This window comes from Brevundimonas sp. TSRC1-1 (assembly GCF_049898245.1).
GTDB classification, from domain to species: Bacteria; Pseudomonadota; Alphaproteobacteria; order Caulobacterales; family Caulobacteraceae; genus Brevundimonas; species Brevundimonas mediterranea_A.
Map to the genome: position 1 here is coordinate 297,423 of NZ_JAFCXI010000003.1, position 19,837 is coordinate 317,259.

General features: G+C 67.6%; 15 protein-coding genes. 6 read left to right on the forward strand and 9 right to left on the reverse strand.

Annotation, left to right across the window (positions count from 1 at the left end; translation table 11 throughout):
* Positions 1–119: 119 nt before the first annotated feature.
* Genes ACP7CK_RS11410 through ACP7CK_RS11420 form a run of 3 tightly spaced genes read left to right on the forward strand, consistent with a single transcriptional unit; the run spans position 120 to position 2,960 of the window.
* On the forward strand, positions 120–1,280 hold the full coding sequence (locus ACP7CK_RS11410; RefSeq protein WP_426026051.1) for an SAVED domain-containing protein: 1,161 nt from the start codon (positions 120–122) through the stop codon (positions 1,278–1,280).
* Positions 1,273–2,487 carry a nucleotidyltransferase domain-containing protein gene (locus tag ACP7CK_RS11415; protein WP_419756406.1) on the forward strand — a complete coding sequence of 405 codons (1,215 nt, stop codon included), beginning with the start codon at positions 1,273–1,275 and terminating at the stop codon, positions 2,485–2,487. The genes ACP7CK_RS11410 and ACP7CK_RS11415 overlap by 8 nt, the downstream gene beginning before the upstream one ends.
* Positions 2,484–2,960, forward strand: a complete 477-nt coding sequence (locus tag ACP7CK_RS11420) for a hypothetical protein (RefSeq protein ID WP_419756407.1) — start codon at positions 2,484–2,486, stop codon at positions 2,958–2,960. The genes ACP7CK_RS11415 and ACP7CK_RS11420 overlap by 4 nt, the downstream gene beginning before the upstream one ends.
* Positions 2,961–3,075: 115 nt before the next feature.
* On the opposite strand, the gene ACP7CK_RS11425 is transcribed toward ACP7CK_RS11420, so the two are convergent.
* Both ACP7CK_RS11425 and ACP7CK_RS11430 read right to left on the reverse strand, forming a co-directional pair.
* A complete protein-coding gene (locus ACP7CK_RS11425; RefSeq protein WP_419756408.1) occupies positions 3,076–4,515 on the reverse strand; it encodes an IS1182 family transposase in 1,440 nt (479 codons plus the stop codon).
* 240 nt (positions 4,516–4,755) lie between these two features.
* Positions 4,756–6,774: a ParB/RepB/Spo0J family partition protein gene (locus ACP7CK_RS11430; protein ID WP_419756409.1), complete on the reverse strand. Its 2,019-nt coding sequence runs from the start codon at positions 6,772–6,774 to the stop codon at positions 4,756–4,758.
* Between the two features lie 502 nt (positions 6,775–7,276).
* Between ACP7CK_RS11430 and ACP7CK_RS11435 the strand changes: the two genes are divergently transcribed.
* From ACP7CK_RS11435 to ACP7CK_RS11445, 3 genes are read left to right on the forward strand one after another with little or no spacing between them, the layout of a single operon-like run.
* Complete coding sequence (locus ACP7CK_RS11435; RefSeq protein ID WP_426026052.1) at positions 7,277–7,630, forward strand: helix-turn-helix transcriptional regulator; 354 nt, start codon at positions 7,277–7,279, stop codon at positions 7,628–7,630.
* Positions 7,627–8,922 (forward strand): type II toxin-antitoxin system HipA family toxin, encoded by a 1,296-nt coding sequence (locus ACP7CK_RS11440; protein ID WP_426026053.1) that lies wholly within the window; start codon positions 7,627–7,629, stop codon positions 8,920–8,922. The genes ACP7CK_RS11435 and ACP7CK_RS11440 overlap by 4 nt, the downstream gene beginning before the upstream one ends.
* Positions 8,923–8,968: 46 nt before the next feature.
* Positions 8,969–10,357 carry an RES family NAD+ phosphorylase gene (locus tag ACP7CK_RS11445; RefSeq protein ID WP_426026054.1) on the forward strand — a complete coding sequence of 463 codons (1,389 nt, stop codon included), beginning with the start codon at positions 8,969–8,971 and terminating at the stop codon, positions 10,355–10,357.
* Between the two features lie 80 nt (positions 10,358–10,437).
* Here the strand turns inward: ACP7CK_RS11445 and ACP7CK_RS11450 are convergent, their stop codons facing one another.
* The 7 genes from ACP7CK_RS11450 to ACP7CK_RS11480 all read right to left on the reverse strand — a co-directional run bounded on the left by ACP7CK_RS11450 (position 10,438) and on the right by ACP7CK_RS11480 (position 19,496).
* On the reverse strand, positions 10,438–11,763 hold the full coding sequence (locus ACP7CK_RS11450) for an MFS transporter (protein WP_426026055.1): 1,326 nt from the start codon (positions 11,761–11,763) through the stop codon (positions 10,438–10,440).
* A 105-nt stretch (positions 11,764–11,868) separates the two neighbouring features.
* Entirely contained in the window at positions 11,869–12,495 is a 627-nt protein-coding gene (locus tag ACP7CK_RS11455) for a transmembrane anchor protein (protein ID WP_426026056.1), read from the reverse strand.
* 14 nt (positions 12,496–12,509) lie between these two features.
* The gene (locus ACP7CK_RS11460) at positions 12,510–13,172 is read right to left on the reverse strand and encodes a HupE/UreJ family protein (protein WP_426026057.1); all 663 of its coding nucleotides are present in this window, start codon (positions 13,170–13,172) and stop codon (positions 12,510–12,512) included.
* A gap of 119 nt (positions 13,173–13,291) precedes the next feature.
* Positions 13,292–16,480: an efflux RND transporter permease subunit gene (locus tag ACP7CK_RS11465; protein ID WP_426026058.1), complete on the reverse strand. Its 3,189-nt coding sequence runs from the start codon at positions 16,478–16,480 to the stop codon at positions 13,292–13,294.
* 14 nt (positions 16,481–16,494) lie between these two features.
* A complete protein-coding gene (locus ACP7CK_RS11470) occupies positions 16,495–17,751 on the reverse strand; it encodes an efflux RND transporter periplasmic adaptor subunit (RefSeq protein ID WP_426026059.1) in 1,257 nt (418 codons plus the stop codon).
* Positions 17,748–19,052 (reverse strand): TolC family protein, encoded by a 1,305-nt coding sequence (locus ACP7CK_RS11475; protein WP_426026060.1) that lies wholly within the window; start codon positions 19,050–19,052, stop codon positions 17,748–17,750. Before ACP7CK_RS11475 ends, ACP7CK_RS11470 begins: the two co-directional genes overlap by 4 nt.
* A 48-nt stretch (positions 19,053–19,100) precedes the next feature.
* Entirely contained in the window at positions 19,101–19,496 is a 396-nt protein-coding gene (locus ACP7CK_RS11480; protein WP_426026061.1) for a hypothetical protein, read from the reverse strand.
* Positions 19,497–19,837 lie beyond the last annotated feature (341 nt).

Sequence of the window (19,837 nt, forward strand, 5' to 3'; positions counted from 1 at the left end):
GGTTTGGGTCCGTGTTGTTCTAGGGAGGGGCAAGTGCGCGTGAGACAGATCATCGAGCTGCCGCCGTCAGGCGGTCGAACAAAAGAGCCCGGCATGGCCGGAAGAATGAGGAACCAGGAGTGGGAGTTTCAAACCGAACCCGCCTGACACTCTGGACGCGTAGCGGCGGCCGTTGCCAGTTCTGCAACGACCCGCTTCTCGGCGACTGGCTGTCCGGCAAAGACGAGCTGAATAACGGCTACGTCGCGCACATCGTCGCGGAATCTGCCGGCGGGCCGCGCGGCGATCCGCACCGTTCGCCGAAGCTGGCCGACGACGTCGCCAACCTGATGCTGCTCTGCAATGCGCATCACCGCCTGATCGACGGAAACGACACCTCGCAGGACTATCCCGAGGCCCTGCTGCTGGAGATGAAAGCCGCGCATGAAACGCGGATCGACATCGTCACCGGCATCGCGCCCGACCGGGCGTCACATGTTCTCCTCTATTCCGCCCGTGTCGGCGAACATGACTGCCCTGCCCGTTATGACCTGGCCAAGGCTGCGATGTTGCCGGAACGCTTTCCTGCGGTTCGCGAACCCATCGCGCTCGACCTGACCCGCTGCGAATTCGGGGATCACGAACCGGAATACTGGAGCATTCAGTCGCCCAACCTGCGCAGGCAGTTTGACCGCAAGGTCCGTGACCAACTGGCGGATGGGCACATCAAGCACCTATCGGTTTTCGCGCTGGCCCCGCAGCCGCTCTTGATCGAACTCGGACGGTTGCTGTCGGATATTCCTGCTGTGACGGTCCACCAGTTGCACCGGGAGCCTCAAGGCTGGGACTGGCGCGACGGCCGCGACCCCGTCGCTTTCGAGGCAAGCGAGAAGGTCGGTATCGGCAAGTCGGTGGCGCTGATCCTGAGCCTGAGCGCGATCATCACCGACGACCGCATCGAAGCCGTTCTCGGCGATGCGCCGATCTGGCGGATCACCGTGCCGCAACCGGATCGTGACATTATGCACCGGCACGACGATCTCGGCCGGTTCCGTGAAACGGTCCGGCGCACGTTCGACCAGATCAAGGCCGTTCACGGCCAGGACGCGGCGATCCACGTCTTTCCGGCGATGCCGGTCTCGGCGGCTGTCGAACTCGGTCGTGTCTGGATGCCGAAGGCTGATCTGCCACTCATCATCTACGACGAGAACCGTGCGCATGGCGGCTTCGAGCCGCGGCTGACCATCGGCCAAATTTCCTCCCCCACCAACGCGGCTCGAAAGGAGCTCGATCATGCCTGACGGCTCCCCGAACAGAACTTTTGACAGCCTGTATTTCCGGAAAGTCGAGACCTACGGCTTCCTGGATCGTCTGTGTCAGGAACTCGACCTGACGGAGACGCAGTATCAGGAAGCGAAGTCGCGCTACGAGACGGTCGGGTCCTGGCTGGCCTATGCGGACGACATGCTGCTGAAGACCAGCGTGATCTACGCCCAGGGCTCGACGGCTATCGGCACCAACGTCAAGCCGATCAAGAGCAACGAGCATGATGTCGATCTGATCGCCCTACTGCCCGACGCCAAGCCGAGCATGCAGCCGGGCCTCGTCAAGCAATTGGTCGGAGACCGTATCCGTGAGAACGGCCGTTACCGTCCGATCCTGGAGGAGAAGCAGCGCTGCTGGCGCATCGTGTACGCCAACGAATTCCATCTGGACATCACGCCCTCGATCCCGAACCCGCACTGCCCCAGCGGTGGCGAATTGGTGCCGGACAAATCGCTCAGCCAGTGGAAGCCGTCGAACCCGAAGGGCTTCCGCGACAAGTTCGATGAGCGCTCCAAGCTGGTGCCGCTCCTGCGTGTCGAGAAGGCGATGCAGGAGAACCGCTACACGGCCGATGCGAGTGTCGAGCCGTTCCCGACCAAGTCGGGTGCGAAGGGTGTTCTGCGCCGCACGGTGCAGATCCTGAAGCGTCACCGCGACGTCGCTTTCGAGAAGCAGGATTTGTCGCTGGCGCCGCTTTCGGTGATCATCACGCAGCTGGCTGCGCGCAGCTACGAATACTGCTGCCGACAATGGACGTTCGACAACGAACTCGACCTCCTGCTGAGCATCGTCAAGTTTATGCCGATGTTCATCGAGAAAGAGGTGTTCGAGGGCCGCACGCACTATTTCATCTGGAACGAAACCACCCACGGCGAGAACTTCGCCGAGAAGTGGAACGTCGAGCCGGCGCGGGCGGATGCGTTCTATCGGTGGCACCGCAAGGCCCAGGCCGATCTCAGCCGGCTGATCGAAATGGATGGCCTGGACGAGCTGGTGGGCGAACTGCGTCACTCGCTCGGCGATGGCGTCGTCGAGAAGGCGCTGAACGCCTACACCGGCCGCATCTCGGAGGCGCGGTCGACCGGCAAGCTCGGTGTGGCGGCGGGCGTCGGGCTGGTCACGGGGGTCGCGAAAGCGACGCCGGTGAGGGCCAACACCTTCTTCGGAGCGCCGGACGAGTGAACTACGGCGGCAGGCCATCTCTGTCTGTGGCGCAGCAGCTGCTCCATCTGCGCAGCAGCGAGGTCTATCCGGGCAACGGCTCGGTGGCGCGCGGGCGGCTGACCTGGCGCATGTCCAGGCGGCCGTTTCCGCTCGCTCGCGAATACGAGCTGCGCCTCGTGTACCAAGAGGGCGAAACGCCTCAACTGTTCGTCGACAGACCGGATCTCGTCCTTCTGGCGGAGGGCGACAAGCTGCCTCACGTGTATTCTCAGCGGCCTACGCGGCTGTGTCTGTACTGGCCGAATGCCCGGGAGTGGACAGCGTCGGACCGTCTCGACCTGACGTTCCTGCCTTGGATGGATACGTGGCTCTATTATTTCGAGGACTGGATGGCTGGCGGTCGGAAGGAATGGCAGGGCGGGGGCGAACATCCGGACCCGTCTGAAGCGTCTTCACGCGAGCGTCGACGAGTGCTGAGACAGTTCACCTAGCACTGACTTCACCTAATGCAGACGAACTGAACCGCCGGTATGAGTCGAGGCCGTGTAAAAACGTGCAGAGCTGCGGCTAGGCGGAGGTTGCGACGAGGCGCAGAGCGCCCCCTCCTCAGGCCCTGATCGCTTCCATCAGGGGCTTCGTGCCCAGCACCGCCATCACCCGTTTCATGTTGTAGGCTAGGATGTGGAGGCTGATCTCGGTCTTCACGTTGGGCAGCCGCTTCGTCAGGAAGTGAGTGTGGCCCATCCAGGCCTTGATCGTGCCGAACGGGTGTTCGACCAAGCTTCGTCGGACGCGCATGGCGCGCGGGGCCAGGTCCATCCGCGTCTGGAGCGCGTCGATCACCGCTTCATTCTCCCAGCGGCTGACCCGACGCTCGATGCTGGGGGTGCATTGCGGCTTGAGCGAACAGCCGGTGCAACTGGCCCGGTCCCAGTATCGATGCAGGGTCATGCCCTTCTCGACGGTCGTCATGTGACGAGGCAGCAGCGCCCCGGCCGGGCAGCGATAGACGTCCTGCTCGGGCAGGTAGACGAAGTCCTGCTTGCCGAAGCGACCCGCCGCCTTGGCGCCTGAGGTCAGGGGCTTGGGCACGAAGGGGGTCACGCCCATGGTCTCGCAGGCGAGGATCTCTTCTCCGGAGAAGTAGCCGCGGTCGGCCAGCACATCGAGCGCCTCCACGCCCATCGCGTCCTTGGCCTTCTCAGCCATGGAGGCCAACTGCTCGCGGTCGCTTCCCGTCATCACGACCTCATGGGCGACGATCAGGTGATGCTCACCTTCGACGGCGGACTGGACGTTGTAGCCGACCATGCCGCTCCCCCGGCCGGACGTGGCCATGGATCTGGCGTCGGGATCGGTCAGGGAGACCTGGCCGTCCGGCGACGCCTCGACCTCGGCCTCCATGGCCTTGAGCATCGCCATCTGGGCGCGGAGCCGATCGATCTTCTCGACCAGTCGTCCGGATCGCGCCTCGGCGGCTTCGCCCTCGTGGCGGTCCGCCGTGTCCAGGTCCTGAAGATAGCCGGCGATGTGCTCGGCCACCTGTTCGATCCGCCGCTTCACCTTGTACGCCGTGAAGTTCCGGTCCCGGGTGTTCACCGCCTTGAACTTCGAACCGTCGATCGCGACCAGCGCCGATCCGAACAGGCTGAGCTGGCGGCAGAGCACGACGAACTGGGCGCACGCCGCCTGGATTGCCGCGCCGTTCCCGCGGCGGAAGTCGGCGATGGTCTTGTGGTCCGGCGCCAGTCGCCCCGTCAGCCACATCAGCTCGACGTTGCGCTGCGCCTCCCGTTCCAGCCGCCGGCTGGACTGCACCTTGTTCAGATAGCCGTAGACGTAGAGCTTCAGCAGCATCGCCGGGTGATAGGCCGGTCGGCCCGTCGCCGCCGGCGTCATGCCCTCGAAGCCCAGAGCCTTCAGGTCCAGGTCGTCAACAAAGACATCGACCACCCGGACCGGATTATCCTCAGCCACATAGTCATCGAGGCACTCGGGAAGCAGCGTCTGCTGCCGGCGGTCTGCACCCTGAACGAAGCGGCTCATGCCCACCTCCTGCTGCCCCCGGAAGGCTACCCTAATTCGCTCGATCCGCAGGCGTTTTCACACAGCCTCAGTCACGAGCGGTCTCGTTGTCGGTTGCCTCAGCGACTTGGTCGCCTGGGCGCGCCGTTCAGACTGGCGCGTGAACTGCTTCTTTCACACCCTCGTCCCCAGTGCGGGCGACGCACGAAAAAAGCCGCGCGCCCCCAAAGGGCGCGCGGCCAAGTTTCGCTCGCGATCTAGCTATTCAGCGGCGAACGAATAGCCGTCGTCCGTCACGGGCGCGTCGGCGGCTTCGGTTTCGTCGTCAGCGACCGGCGCGACCCGCAGGACGGCGGGCAACCAGCCCTTGCCCTCGACCAGCCGCTCCGCCGCCTCCGCCATGTCGCCCTTCTTGAACCCGGCGATGCGACCCGCTTCCTCGGGATTGACCGCCTCGGTCACGGCCTCCAGCACCCGCGCCTTGGGAACACGGTTGAAGTAGCTGGCGGCGGTGGCCGACCATGTGCCGCTCATATCCAGCCCGACCGCCGTCGCCAGCGTCTCGGCCTGCGCCCACGCGCCGGGCCGCCGGTCGTGCGGGTCGCGCACGGCATGGAGGCCGACCCCCGCGCAACAGGCCAGCAGGTCCAGTTGCTCCGAGGGCGCGAGCCCGGCCACCACGCCCCACAGGTCTTCCGCCCGCTCGGGCAGCCGCGCGCCCCACGCCTCGCACCGGTCGTTGACCCGGCGCCCGGCGGGACCGTCCAGAACTCCCGGCGCCAGCCGCTCCAGCCCGCTGACCGTCAGCCGAAGCTGCAACGGCGTCCAGACGCCGTAGGTCGGATAGAAGACCTGCAGGGCCAGGGCGTGAACCACGGTCGCGAGCGCCGCCCCCACATCGGCCTGCACCGCGTCGCGCAGCCCCATGGTCTTGTGAGCGGTCAGGTCGATCAGCAGACGATCGGACAGCGGCGAAGCCGCATCCTCCACCTCGACGCCGCCGTCCGCGGCGTCCGGCTCTCGCTCGGCCCCATCGCCGTCGCCGTCGGCGTCGGCGTCGGCTTCCGCCAACGGCGGCTCCACGACCGCGTCCTCGGCCCGGACCAGACCCCGCTCGAAGCGGGCGAGGCCGTCATGGCCGAGCATGACCATGACCCCGGCCCGCGCCTTGGTTTCGGGGGCGTAGTCGAAGTCCGGGCCGAAGGCCTGAAGGGCCTTGTCGATCGCCTCCAGCCGGGCGTCCACCTCGGGCGGCAGCATATCGGCGGCGTCCGTCTCCGAGACGAGCCGGTCGTACTCTTCCGACAGGTCCGCGATCTGCGCGGCGTCCGCATCCGACCGCTCCACCGCGACCGGATAGACCCGCCCGAGCGCCGACACGTCGGCATACTCCACGCACGGTTCGGCCCATTTCCAGCCTTCCCGCTCGCGCGCCTCGTCGGCCAGCCCGGCCAGCTTGTCGCTGACCAGCCGGTCCAGCAACCCGGCGTCCTCCAGCCAGCCGCCGCCGTCCTCGGTGAACAGGTCGCGCAACACCGGCCCGCCCGCCGCCTCATAGGCCTCGACGCCGACAAAGCGGACGCGCCGGTCATCGACCCGCACCTTGGCCTCGGTCATGGCGCGGCGGATGGCGTAGGCCGGGGTGTGGGGGCCGATCTGCGCCAGCACCTGCCGCTGCCGGTCCTGGTCCTCGCTGACGCAGAAGGCGGTCAGCTGGTCCAGCGCCAGCGTCCCCTCCCGATACGCCGTCATCAACTCCGGGGCCGCCGCCGCCAGCCGCAGCCGCTGGCGCACCACATGGGCCGACACCCCGAACCGGGCGCCGATTTCCTCGGGGCCGTAGCCCTTCTCTACGGCCAGCCGCTGGAAGGCCTCGAACTGGTCGGCGGGGTGCATGGCCTCGCGGGTGATGTTCTCGTCGAGGCTGATTTCGTGGGCGTCGTTCTCGTCATCCACGATGACCCGCACCGGATGGGTCCGCTTGATCGCCTTGCGCTTGGCCAGCAGCCGCAGCCCCTGACGGCGTCCCTCGCCGATGGTGACGAGATAGTTCCCCGTGGGGACGCCCTCCCCGTCCCGCTCGATCTCGACCACGGGCGGCTGCAACACCCCCTTGGCCTTGATGGAGGCGGCGAAGGCCTCGATGGTCGCCGGGCTGTGCGGCGTCTTCCTCGCGTTCTTCGGCGAGGCCTTGAGCCGGTTCAGCGGCACGATCACCTCCGCGCCGTGCTGCGGCGCGGTCGCTTCGGTCGCGACGGTTTCGATGGGTTGAGCAGTCATGTCTGCCTCCTTTGGGCATGGGTTGCAGGCACGCGAACTGCGCGCCTGAAACCCTGCCCCTCGGCGAGAGCGGGGTAGCAAGGGCCAGGGCGGACCGGCCGGAGGGGGATCGCCCGGCCTGCACAAGCCTGACGCCCCTGACGATGATGATCCTGATCGCCGGCGCGGAAGGTCGGGGAGACCGGCCGGTCCGGCGGCGGAGCCGCTTCACCCTGGCCCGCGCGAGGGCGGAGCCCTTAGCCTTCGGCGACCTGTCGCGGGGGCCGTTCGCAGCGTCGGGCCAAGCCCCGAACGCTTACAACCGTGAACCTGCGGGTTTGAACCCCACGCCAGCCGACCACATGATCATCACAAGTCGCCATTTCTGGCGAGTTATAGCCGTTTATGCGTATAACTCGCCACATATGGCGAGTTACGAGATTTAACTTGCGATCTTCATAATTCGCCATTATTGACGAATTAACGCGCGCATCCCTATATAAGTCGTCGAAAGTGGCGAGTTATGAAAATCACCAATCTGACCACGGACAAGGCGGTTCTGGGCGAACTGGGCCGCCGCACCACGGATTACCGGCTCCAGCGGCACATGACCCAGTCGCAATTCGCCGAGGCCGCCGGCGTGTCGAAGCGGACGGTCGAACGGCTGGAGGCGGGCGAGTCCATCCAGCTCAGCAATCTGGTCCGCGCCCTGCGCGTGCTGGGCCGGCTGGACGCCTTCGACCGCGCCCTGCCGGACGCCCCGGCCAATCCGATCGATCTGCTTGAACGTCACGGCAAGACGCGTCAGCGGGCCCGCCCCGACGCCAAGGGCGACGAACCGGGCGCTGCGCCCTGGCGATGGGGTGACGAGGCGTGACCGTCGCCGCCGTCAATCTCTGGGGCCGCCGCATCGGCGCCGTGTCGCTGGCGCCGGGCGAGGACGTCGCGACCTTCGCCTATGACCCCGCCTTTATCGGCTCGGGGATTCAGGTCGCGCCGCTGGAGATGCCGCTGGGCGACCAGGTGTTCAGCTTTCCCGGCCTCAACCCCGAGAGCTTCCACGGCCTGCCCGGCCTGCTGGCCGACGCCCTGCCCGACCGTTACGGCGCCACCCTGATCGACGCCTGGCTGGCCAGCCAGGGCCGCACCCGGGACAGTTTCGACGCCGTCGAGCGGCTTTGCTACACCGGCTCGCGCGGCATGGGCGCGCTGGAGTTCACGCCGGCGAAGGGCCCGCGCGCGCGCAAATCCGAAAAGGTCCAGATCGAAAGCCTCGTGCAACTGGCCTCCAAGGTCCTGACGCACCGCAACGACCTGCAGACCTCCTTCGCGGACGGCGAGGAGGCCGACGCACTGCGCGAGATCCTGCTGGTCGGCACCTCGGCGGGCGGGGCGCGCGCCAAGGCCGTGATCGCCTGGAACCCGGACACCAACGAGGTGCGCTCCGGCCAGGTCGAGGCCGGCGACGGCTTCAGCTACTGGCTGCTGAAGTTCGACGGGGTCAGCGAGAACCGCGACCGGGGCCTGGCCGATCCGCAGGGCTACGGGGCCGTCGAGTTCGCCTATTCGGAGATGGCCAAGGCGGCCGGGATCGTCATGACCGACTGCAGGCTCCTGGCCGAGGGCGGCCGGCGCCACTTCATGACCCGGCGCTTCGACCGGACGCCGAAAGGCAAGCTGCACATGCAGTCGCTCGCGGCCCTGGCGCACTACGACTACTGCAGCCCCGACAGCTACACCTATGAGCAGGCCTTCCACGTCATGCGCCGCCTCGGCCTCCCGATGGAGGCGATGGAGGAAATGTACCGGCGCATGGCCTTCAACCTCATCGCCCGGAACCAGGACGACCACGTCAAGAACATCGCCTTTCTGATGGACCAGTCGGGCGCCTGGTCTCTGGCCCCGGCGTATGACATCACCTGGGCCTACGACCTGCGCAACAAGTGGCTGGCCCGCCACCAGATGTCCGTGAACGGCAAGCGCGACGACTTCACCCGCGCGGATCTGGACGAATGCGCCGCCACCGCCTCGATCAACGCGGCCCGGGCGCGGTCGATCGTCGAGGCGGTGAAGGCCGCCGTGGCCGATTGGCCGCGCTTCGCCGAGGCTGCGGACGTCGATGAGACGATGCGGCGGTCGATCGACCCGAGCTTCCGCCTCGACCTTTGAGCCAGAACCGGTCGCGCGACGCCGTCGCAGACCCTATGTGGCCCGCATGGACGACGACGAACTTTCCGAGAAGCGGCTGTGCATCGCCTGTGTCGACGAGCCCTTTCTGGCCGGGCAGATGATGAAGGACGGCGAGACTGCCGTCTGCGACTACTGCGGGAAGACGGAAGCCACCGAGACCATCGCCGAACTCGCCGATCGCTTTGAGCTCCTGTTCGAGGCGCATTTCGAACGCGCGGCGGAAACCTCCTGGGACGATCAGCGCGGCGACGAGGTCGCCTTCATCATCCAGGACACCGGCCGGATCGACGAAGCTCCCGCCAATGACATCCAGCAGGTCATGGCGGACCGTCATGAAGACATGGAAGCCGCCCAGATGGGCGAGCGAACCGCCTATGATTCTGAGCTGTCCTACGTCGAGAGCGACATCGACGATCGGCGGTTTCAGGAGGACTGGGAGGCTCTCGAAACCGACCTGAAGACCCGTAACCGCTTCTTCAGCGACGAGGTCGAGACGGTGTTCGGGCGGCTGTTCGCCGATCTCCACGCGCTCAAGACCCGTGACGGCCGGCCGGTGATCCGCGCGATCGGCGTCGGCACGGACCTGCCCGCCCTGTATCGGGCGCGCGCCTTCCAATCGAGCGCCGCCTTCGACGAGGCGATCATCGATCCCGAACGCTTCGTCGGCACGCCCGCGCCCCGCTTCGCCCGCGCGGGCCGGATGAATCCTCATGGCGTCCCCTTTTTCTACGGCGCCACCACCGAACAGCTCGCCCTGACCGAGGTGCGCCCGCCGGTCGGCAGCCGGGTGATCACGGGCCGCTTCGAGCTGCAGGCGACCCTCCAGGTGCTCGATGTCGAGGCGCTGGAAAGCGTGCTGGAGCGGGGCAGTCTGTTCGACCCGGCCTTCGGCGATCGCCTGGCCCGGGCGAAATTCCTCGGCAAGCTGGCGCGCCGGATCCGCATGCCGGTGCTGCCCGATGACGAGCTGACCGACTATCTCGTGACGCAGGTGATGGCCGGCTACCTCGCGTCCCGGATATCGCCGTCGGTTCACGGCGTGGCCTATGGTTCGGCCCAGGGCGAGCCGGAGGCCTTCAACGTCGCGCTGTTCAACGGGTCGTCGCGCGTCCGGCCGGCCGCGGCGCTATCCGGCGCCCGTCACGAGGTGCGGGCATCGGGAAACGAGGACGAGATCGACGCCTGGGTGGTATCGACCACGATCAAGGCCCCTCCCCCGTCGCCGCCCCCTGCGGCGCCGGTGCAGTTCATCTTGGAACCGCCTGATCCTGAAACGCTGGACCTGCGCGCGGAGGTCCTGGTGCTCGACCGCGACAGCATGAAAGTCCATCACGTTCACACGGTGTGCGTGAAGGCCGACGCCCTGCCGATCTACCGGTTCTCGCACACGGACGGGGATCCGGAGCCGTTCTAGCAGGCGGGTTTCTCTTCAACTCTCTCGGCCTCGACAATTTCCGGTCGGCGTCCGGAATGGCCCCGTCCTAAAGGCCGCCGTCATCCGCCGTGCGGCGGCCACCGCCGGTGACGGTCGTCGATGACGAAGGGATGGGCGTGACTGTTCTCCGGTCCCGGTTCTCCATCGGCCAGATGCGGGTCGTCGGCGTCCAGATCGGCGTGGGAGTGAGCCAGCGCGTCCGGATCGTGAGCCGGCCAGACGATCCATCCCGCCACCGTCCCGATCGCGCACAAGGCGGCGAGCACGAGGAAGGCGGCGCCCGGCTGGGCCTCGGCGCTGACCAGGCCGGCGACGGGATAGGCGATCAGCCAGCAGGCGTGGGACAGGGCGAACTGGGCGGCGAACAGCGCCGGCCGGTCTTGGGCCGTCGAGGAGCGGCGCAGCGCCCGTCCGGCCGGCGTGATCGTCAGCGAATAGCCGAAGCCCATAACGACCCAGAGGGCGATCAACGCCGGATAGGAGGTCGCCACCCAGGGACCGGCCAGCAGGGTGGCGGTCATCAAGGCGGCGCCGGCCGTCATGGCGACCCGGTCGGTCATCCGTCCCAGAAGCCGGGGCAGGAGCAAGGCGGCGAAGATCGATCCGCTTCCGAACGCCGCCAGCGCCCAGGCGGTGGCCTGATCGGACAGGCCGAAGCGGGACTGCACCAGGACGACGGTGTTGACGAACACCATCGCGCCGCCCGCCGCTGTGGCCAGGCTGACGGCGAGAAGGCCTCGCAGCCGTGGCGTGAAGATGAAGAGCCTCAGACCCCCCGTCAGCCGTTGGACGAAGGGCCTGGGCGCGACCCAGACGAGCGCCGGCAGGGCCGCCGTGATCACGAAGAGGGCCGAAACGCCGAAGCCGATCGCTGTGCCCGCGAACAGGTTGTTGTAGCTGATGAAGGCCAGCAACACCGCGGCCAGGACCGGGCTGGCCACGCTCTCGAGGTCCGCCGCCAGCCGCGAAAGCGACAGGGCCTTGGTGTAGTCCGCCTCGTCCGGCAGCAGATCGGGGATCATGGCCTGAAAGGCCGGCGTGAAGGCCGCCGACGCGACATAGAGGACCGTCATCAGGGCGTAGACCTGCCAGGCCGCGCCGACGAACGGCAGGGAGGCCGCGACGCCCGCGCGAACCAGATCCAGGCAGACCAAAAGCGTCTTGCGGGGCAGGCGCGCGGCCAGGGCGCTGGCGAAGGGCGCGACGGCGATATAGGCGACCATCTTGATGGCCAGGGCCGCGCCGAGAATCTCCCCGGCCCGCGCGCCCGCGAGATCGTGCGCGAGGAGGCTGAGCGCCACGGTCGCCATGCCGGTCCCGAGCAGCGCCGACACCTGGGCGATGAAGAGATGCCGATAACCAGGGTGGCGAAGCGGCGAGAACATGGAACGTCTCCGTTGTAAGCGACGGCGCGGCGGTCGACCCGTGGAAAACCGCCAACGCCACAACGGCGATGCGACGGCTGGGCGCCGTCGCCATCGCCGCCTGGATCAGACCACCCGTTTCACCTCGGTATAGGCGCCCGAGGTTTGCAGGGTGATGGTCACGGGTTCTCCGGTCCGATTGCGCCAGAACCAGCCGTGACTGCCGTCGAAGGCGGCGATCAGGTCGCCCTCGACCCGCTGTTCCGACCCCTTGCCGTAGCCATGGTAGGGCGTGCCGGGGCGGTCCGCATGGGTGTCGTAGTTGATGCGGCCGCCGCTGCTCGTCCAGGTGAACCGGACCCGGGCGCCCTCGGCCATCACGAGCTTGATCTCCGCGCCTTGATCGGGCGCGAGGGTCAGAACGGTCCGGTCCGTCCGCTGGCCGGCCGGGGACGCCCCTGGCGGCGTCGCGGCGGCGGCGGAGGACGCAGCCAAGGGCGTCACGGGGGCCGGCGCAGTGTCGGCGGTCCCGGCCGTCTCCGCCTCGGCTTCGGCGGCGAGCTGCCTCTTGATGCGGCCCATCTCCGTCAGGCCGAACACGGAACCGACCCGCGTCGGGTCGACGCCGTACTCGGCGGGCAGGACGACCGTGACGAGGAGCGCCGACGCGACGACCAGGGCGATGCCGGTGGATTTCAGCAGCGCCGCGGTCGACGGAAGTTCCGAAACATCGGGTTTATTGGCGTTATACATGCTCAGGTCTCCGGTCAGACGACGAAGAAGCCGACGAGCTGATAGCCCGCCAGAATGAAGCCGAGGCTCATGAGGACGACGTTGGCGGCGTAGGCGTGACGCCAGAAGCCGGATGTCTTCCTCCAGAAGCCCATGACGATGAGGATGGCGCCGAGGGCCAGCAGCTGCCCCGCCTCGACGCCGATGTTGAAGGCGATCAGATTGCCGATCAGCCCGTCACGGGACAGGTTGAAGTCCTGCAGCTTGGTGGCCAAGCCGAACCCGTGGAACAGGCCGAAAATCAGCGTGGCGGCCTTGGTTGAGGGCTGGAAGCCGAACCAACGCTGATAGGCGCCCATGTTGTCGAGCGCCTTGTAGACGACCGACAGGCCGATGATGGCGTCGACCAGATAGCTGGAGACGCTGATGTCGGTCAGCACCCCCAGCAACAGGGTGGAGGAGTGGCCGACGGCGAACAGCGTCACATAGAGGCTGATGTCCTTCATCCGGTAGAGGAAGAAGATCACCCCCAGCAGGAACAGCAGGTGGTCGTAGCCGGTGACCATGTGCTTGGCCCCCAGATAGAGGAACGGCCAGAACAGGAAGCCGGACGTCTCCTGGATATAGCCCTTGTCGCCGTCCGCGACCCCGTGGGCCATGGCCTGAGACCACGCCCCGTCGAGGATGAAGAACAGCACGATTGCGACCAGCGCTGTCGTGGGCGATCTGAGCCACGACACGGGGTCGGGACGGCTTGCCGCTGTCATAATGACCTTTCGGGACGTCAGAGAGGGAAGGTGGGAAAACGACCGGCCCATTATTTGACCCCGCGACCGGGACGGAACGGCAGGTGGTCCAGCCAGGCCGGACGGGGTCGATCCCCGGGTCCGTCGCGCCCGTGCACCAGACTGTAGAGCGCGGGCAGGACGAGCAGGGTCAGGATCGTCGAGGAAATGATCCCCCCGATCACGACCGTGGCCAGCGGACGCTGGACTTCGGCCCCGGCCCCGACGTTCAGCGCCATGGGCACGAAGCCCAGGCTGGCGACGAGTGCGGTCATCAGCACGGGCCGCAGGCGGGTCAGGGCGCCCTCCCGGACGGCGTCCCTGACGGGCTTGCCCTCCTCGATCAGACCCCGGATGAAGCTGACCATCACCACGCCGTTCAGCACCGCCACGCCCGACAGCGCGATGAAGCCGACCGCCGCCGAGATCGACAGCGGCAGGCCTCGCATCGCCAGCGCCGCCACGCCGCCGGTCAGGGCCAAGGGCACGCCGGAGAAGACGATGGCGCTGTCCTTGACCGACCGGAACAAAGCGAACAGCAGGCCGAAGATCAGCAGCAGCACGATCGGCACGACCAGCTGCAGCCGTTTGGCCGCCGAGATCAGCTGCTCGAACGTGCCGCCATAGCTGATCCAGTACCCGGCGGGCACCTCGACCTCGGCTCCGACCTTGTCCTGCACCTCAGCGATGAAGGAGCCCAGATCCCGGCCGCGGACGTTGGCGGTGACCACCACGCGCCGCTTGCCGTCCTCGCGGCTGATCTGGTTCGGTCCCTTCTCGACCACGATGGTCGCGACCTCTTCCAGGGGAATGAAGGCGCGGCCCCCGCCGCCAGTTGAGGGCAGAGGAATCTGCAGCCGACCGATGGCGTCGGTGTTCTGACGCATCTCTTCGGGCAGGCGGACCACCACGTCGAAGCGGCGGTCGCCCTCGAAGACCTGACCGGCCGTCGTGCCGCCGATCGAGGCGGCCACCACCTGCTGCACGTCGTCCAGGCTGAGGCCGAGCCGGGCCAGGGCGGCGCGGTCGGGCGTGATCTGAAGCACGGGCAGGCCGGTGACCTGCTCGACCGCCACGTCCTGGGCGCCGTCGATGCCGCCGATGACTCCTTCGATGGCCTGACCCGTCTCCAGAAGCTGGTCCAGGTCGTCGCCGAAGACCTTGATGGCGACATCGGCGCGGACGCCGCTGAGCAGTTCGTTGAACCGCATCTGGATCGGCTGGGTGAATTCGTAGTTGTTGCCGGGGATCAGCTCGACCGCCGCCCGCATCTCCTCGACCAGTTCGGTCTTGGGCTTTCTGGGGTCGGGCCATTCGGACCGCTCTTTCAGCATGATGAAGGTGTCGGCGACCGAGGGCGGCATGGGGTCGGTGGCGACCTCGGCTGTGCCGATCTTGGCGAACACCCGCTCGACCTCCGGGAACTGCGAAAGTCGCCGCTCCAGCGCCGTCTGCATCTGCACCGCCTGGGTCAGGCTGGTGCCCGGGATGCGCAGGGCGTGCATGGCGATGTCGCCCTCGTCGAGGTTCGGGATGAACTCCGATCCCATCCGCGACGCGCCCAGACCGGCGATGACCACCAGGGCGATGGCGACCCCCACGAAAGCCACGCGCAGCCGCAGGGCCACGTCCAGCGCGGGCTCGTAGAACCGGCGCGCTCCCCGCATGATGAAGCTGTCCTTCTCCTCGACCTTGCCGGTGACAAACATGGCCACTGCGGCCGGCACGAAGGTCAGAGACAGGACCAGGGCGATGGTCAGCGCCATGACGACGGTGATCGCCATCGGATGGAACATCTTCCCCTCCACCCCGGTCAGGGCGAAAATCGGCACATAGACCAAGGTGATGATCAGCACCCCGAACAGCGACGGCCGGATGACCTCGCTGGACGCCGAGGCGGCCAGGTTGAACCGTTCCTCGCGCGACAGGATGCGACCCAGACGGTGCTGGGCCTCGCCGAAACGGCGCAAACAGTTTTCGACGATGATGACGGCGCCATCGACGATCAGGCCGAAGTCGAGCGCGCCCAGGCTCATCAGATTGCCGGACGTGCCGGTCTGCACCATGCCGGTGATGGTCATCAGCATGGTCACCGGAATGACCGCCGCCGTGATCAGGGCCGCGCGGATGTTCCCGAGCAGCAGGAACAGCACGACGATGACCAGCAGCGCCCCTTCGAGCAGGTTCTTCTCGACGGTGTGGACGGCGCGTTCCACCAGATCGGTCCGGTCATAGACCGCCACCGCGCTGACCCCGGCCGGCAGGGACTCCGCCGCCACTTCCAACCGCGCCGCGGCGGCCTGGGCCACGGTGCGGCTGTTCTCGCCGACCAGCATGAAGACCGTGCCGAGCACGATCTCCTCGCCGTCCTGGGTCGCCGCTCCGGTGCGCAGCTCCTCGCCCATGATCACATCGGCGACGTCCGCCACGCGGATCGGCGCTCCGCCGCGATTGGAGACGACGATGGCGCCCAGGTCTTCAATCCCGATCGCCTGGCCGGCCACCCGCACCAGATATTGTTCGCCGTAGCGTTCGACATAGCCGGCGCCAACGTTGGCGTTGTTGCGCTCCAGCGCCTCGACCACCTCGGCCATGGTCACGCCATAGGCGGCCAGACGGTCGGGATAGGGGGTGACGTGATACTGCCGTTCGAACCCGCCGATGGTGTTGACCTCGGTGACGCCCGGCGTGTTGCGAAGCTGGGGCCGGATCACCCAGTCCTGAAGCGTTCGCAGGTCTTCGGCCGTGTACATCTCGCCGTCGGGCCGGCGCGCGCCCTGGTCGGCGACCACCGTGTACATGAAGATTTCGCCCAAGCCGGTAGCGATGGGTCCGAGTTCGGGGGTTACCCCTTCCGGCAGTTGCCCTCGCGCGGCCTGGAGCCGTTCGTTGACCAGCTGGCGCGCGAAATAGATGTCGGTCCCGTCCTCGAAGACGATCGTGACCTGGCTCAGGCCGTAGCGCGAGATGGAGCGGGTGTACTGCAGCCCCGGCACGCCCGCGACGGCGGTCTCGATCGGAAAGGTGATGCGCTGTTCGGACTCCAGCGGCGAGAAGCCGGGGGCCTCGGTGCTGATCTGCACCTGGACGTTGGTGATGTCCGGCGTGGCGTCGATGGGCAGGCGCTGGAAGCTCCAGACCCCCACGGCGCAGGCCAGAAGGACGAGCGCCATGACGATCCAGCGGAACCGGATCGACAGCGCGATGATGCGTTCAAGCATGATGTGCGCGCCCCCTAGTGGTCATGGCTCGCGCCGGACTTCTCGACGTCCGCGCGAATGAGGAAGGCGCCGTCGACGACGTATTCGGTCCCGGGTTCGAGTCCGCCGAGCACCTCGGTCCATTCCGGCGTGCGGCGGCCGAGCTCCAGCATCCGCACCTCATAGGTGTTCCCCACCTTGGCGTAGACGACCTGGAAGTCGCGGAACGGCTGGATGGCCTTGGTCTGAACGGCCAGCGGCACCTCAGTGGTCGCGACCTGCACGGTTCCCCGCACCCCCAGTCCCGGACGCCAAGCCCCGTTCTGGGACGGCAGATGGACGTGGGCGATCAAGGTCTGGCTGGTGATGTCGGCGGTCGGCAGGATGGCCTCGACCGGAGCGATGATCCGGTGATCTCCGGCGAGGGACAGCACCTCCACCCGCTGTCCCACCCGCACCCGCTCGGCATCGCGCGGATAGAGGAAGAACTCGGCATGGACCTGGCTGGGATCGCCGATCACCAGCATGGGATCCCCGCCGCCGGTGATCGATCCGACATTGGTGTTCTTGGCCATGATGACGCCGGAGATCGGCGCGGTGACGGCGTAGGTCTGCAGGCTCTCGCTGGATTCCACGCGCGCCAGAACCTGGCCGCGTCGGACCCGATCGCCGAGCTCGACCGACAGCGCCATGACCCGCCCGGGGTAGCGGGCATGGACCTCGCTCTGCCCTTCGGGCGTGATCTCGATCCGTCCCTGCAGCGGCAGGGATTCGCCCAGATAGGCTGAACCGGCGCGCTCGGTGGTCACCCCGCCCGCCCGGGCGGCCTCCGGCGTGATGATCGTCCGCCCCTCGTAGGACGGATAGGTCCAGCGATGTTGTTTCCCTGCGTGGGCGGCGGCGACCGCAACGTCGAACGAATGCGGCTCGGCCACCACGGTCGGACTGGTCAGATAGTCCTCGGTCGCGGTGAAGGCGAAGCGGTCGATCTTCGGCCCGAGACGGGTCAAGACGATCGAGGCCTGGACCTGGCGCGGGTCCAACGGCTTGTCCTTCAGATAGGGATAGAGCCGGTAGAGCGGCTCCGGCCCCTCCTCGAAGATGGTGACTTCCACGGCGAAGTCGCCGTCGCGCAGCATCCGCCCATTGTGCGGGCCGCGCTCATAGTCGCCGGCCTGGGCCTCGGCCTCGGCCGGATCCGCGCCGCCGCCCTCGCCGCAGGCGGAAACCCCTGCGGCCAACGCCAGCAAGGAGACGGCGATCCATCGCCGCGAAGGAGAGAAACGGGTCATGGCTGGATCTCCGAGGCGATCAACAGGTCGCCGTGCGCGCCGGTCAGCCGGTCAAGGCGGGCGCGATCGATGTGAAATTGTTTGAGGACGGCCACGCGTCGCGCCCGCGTTTCGAGCAAGGCCCGCTGGGCGCTGATGACGTCGTTGTAGGTGAAGCCGCCGCGGTTGAAGCCCTCGCGGACGAGGACCACGGCGCGCTCCGCCTGAGGCAGGGTTTCCTCCTGGATGCGCCGGGCCTCCAGCGCCCGGGAGGCGAGTTGGACCTGAAGCCGGGCGATCTCGCGCTCGCGCTCCTGACGCGCCACGGCCAGATCGCTGTCGGCCGCCAGCCCTTCGGCGCGGGCCCGGTCGATCGCGCCCTGGTTCCGGTCGTAACGACCCAGCGGAATGGAGCCGCCGACGACCAGGCCGACCGCGCCGTCGTCCCACAGGCTGCGCACGCCGACGCTGACGGTGGCGTCCGGCGTCGCCCGGGCCTGCTCGACCCGCACGCGGGCGTCAGCGATCTCGCGCTGCGCGGTGAAGACGATCAGGTCGGCCTCCGCGACATCGCCCGCCGTCACACGCGCCGCGCTCGTGTCAACAAAGTCGGCCGGATCGAGCGAGAAGTCGGACACGCCGGACCAGAATCGCGACAGGATCGCGCGCGTCAGTCGGGCCTGAATCTCGGCCTGGTCGAAATCGATCTGGGCCTGGGCGAGTTCGGCTTCAGCGCGGGCGCCGGCGAACAGCGGGTCACGCGCCACGTCGACACGGCGCTGCACCTCGGCCTGGAACCGCTCGGCCAGTTGGAGGCGTTCGGCGGCGATCTCCAGCTCGGCCTGGGCGGCGAGGGCGTCGGCCCAGGCGCGCTGCACAGCCTCGAGCCGGTCGAGCCGGCGAACGGCGGCCTCGGCCTGGACGACCCGGGCTTCGGCCTGCGCCAGCGAAACGCGCGCGGGGCGGTCCCCGCCCCGCTCCAGACGCTGCTCATAGGTGAGGGTCGCCTCGGTGCGATCGGCGATCCCGCCGCCGCCGATCGTCGGCAGGTTCTCGACCGTTAGGCCAAGGGTGGGGTTGGGCCGCACGTCCGCCTGGCGGACGCCGGCCTCTCCGGCCCGGACCCGCGCCTCAGACCCGGCTCGGGCCGGATCGACCGCGGCGGACCGGGACAGGGCCTCGGCCAAGGATAGCGGAACCGCAGCCGCGCGGTCCTGCGCGACGACGACGGTGGGCGGGATCACCGCCAGTGAGAGCGCCAGCGTCGAAACGACGGCCAGACGCGCCCACGACCCGGCCGGGCCGGTCATGTGCTTCTTCAAGGAAGTCTCCAAAAAACAGTGCGCGTGCGGCCCTGCGGCCGCGACGGATCAGGCGATCAGGCGCAGCTGTTTCGGAGGGTGTTCGGGTCCATCGCCGATGAGCCCTTCAGGCAGTTGGCCCGCCCCGAGCGTCGTGGGGGGAACACGCGCGCTCACAAGCCCAGGCAGGCCGCCCTGGTGGTCTGGAAGGGCCGCATGGCTGTCGCCGCCACCGTGATGATGATGGCCGGCGGGAAGGGTTCCGGACGGCGTCTCGACCCCAGCTTCGGCCGCGATCTCGACGGCGTCACCCTGTGTTTGGTTATGGTCGTGACCGATTTCGTCGCTGTGTTCCAACGTCGCGTGCGACACATCGTGGCGGAGATCCGACACGCCATGGGTCATCATCCCGCCGATGACGGCGACGCAGACGATGGCGCAGAGGGCGTGAATCAGTTTGTGCAAGATGAGCCTCGTCCCGCCGGTATCGCGTCTTGCCCCAAACTGCAACGCGGCATGGTGGACGCCGGCGCAATCATCCAGGACGACCGATCGGTCGGTTGCGGCTCTGAAAGCCGGGCGATGACGGGACTCTCCAAAAACCCATACACGGCCGTGGGGCGCGGCTCGCGAAAGCGTAAGCGACGCGCTAGAGTGTCAAACGGCGGGTTCCGGGAACGATAGGCGCCGATCGAGAGCCAGGGGACGTGCGAACGTCGGCAGCGGTCGGCGGCGAAACGCCGGGCTTCATCACAGAAGTTCCTGGCCCGCCCCCTTCCCTCACCCCGGTTCGATCAGCCCCTGAC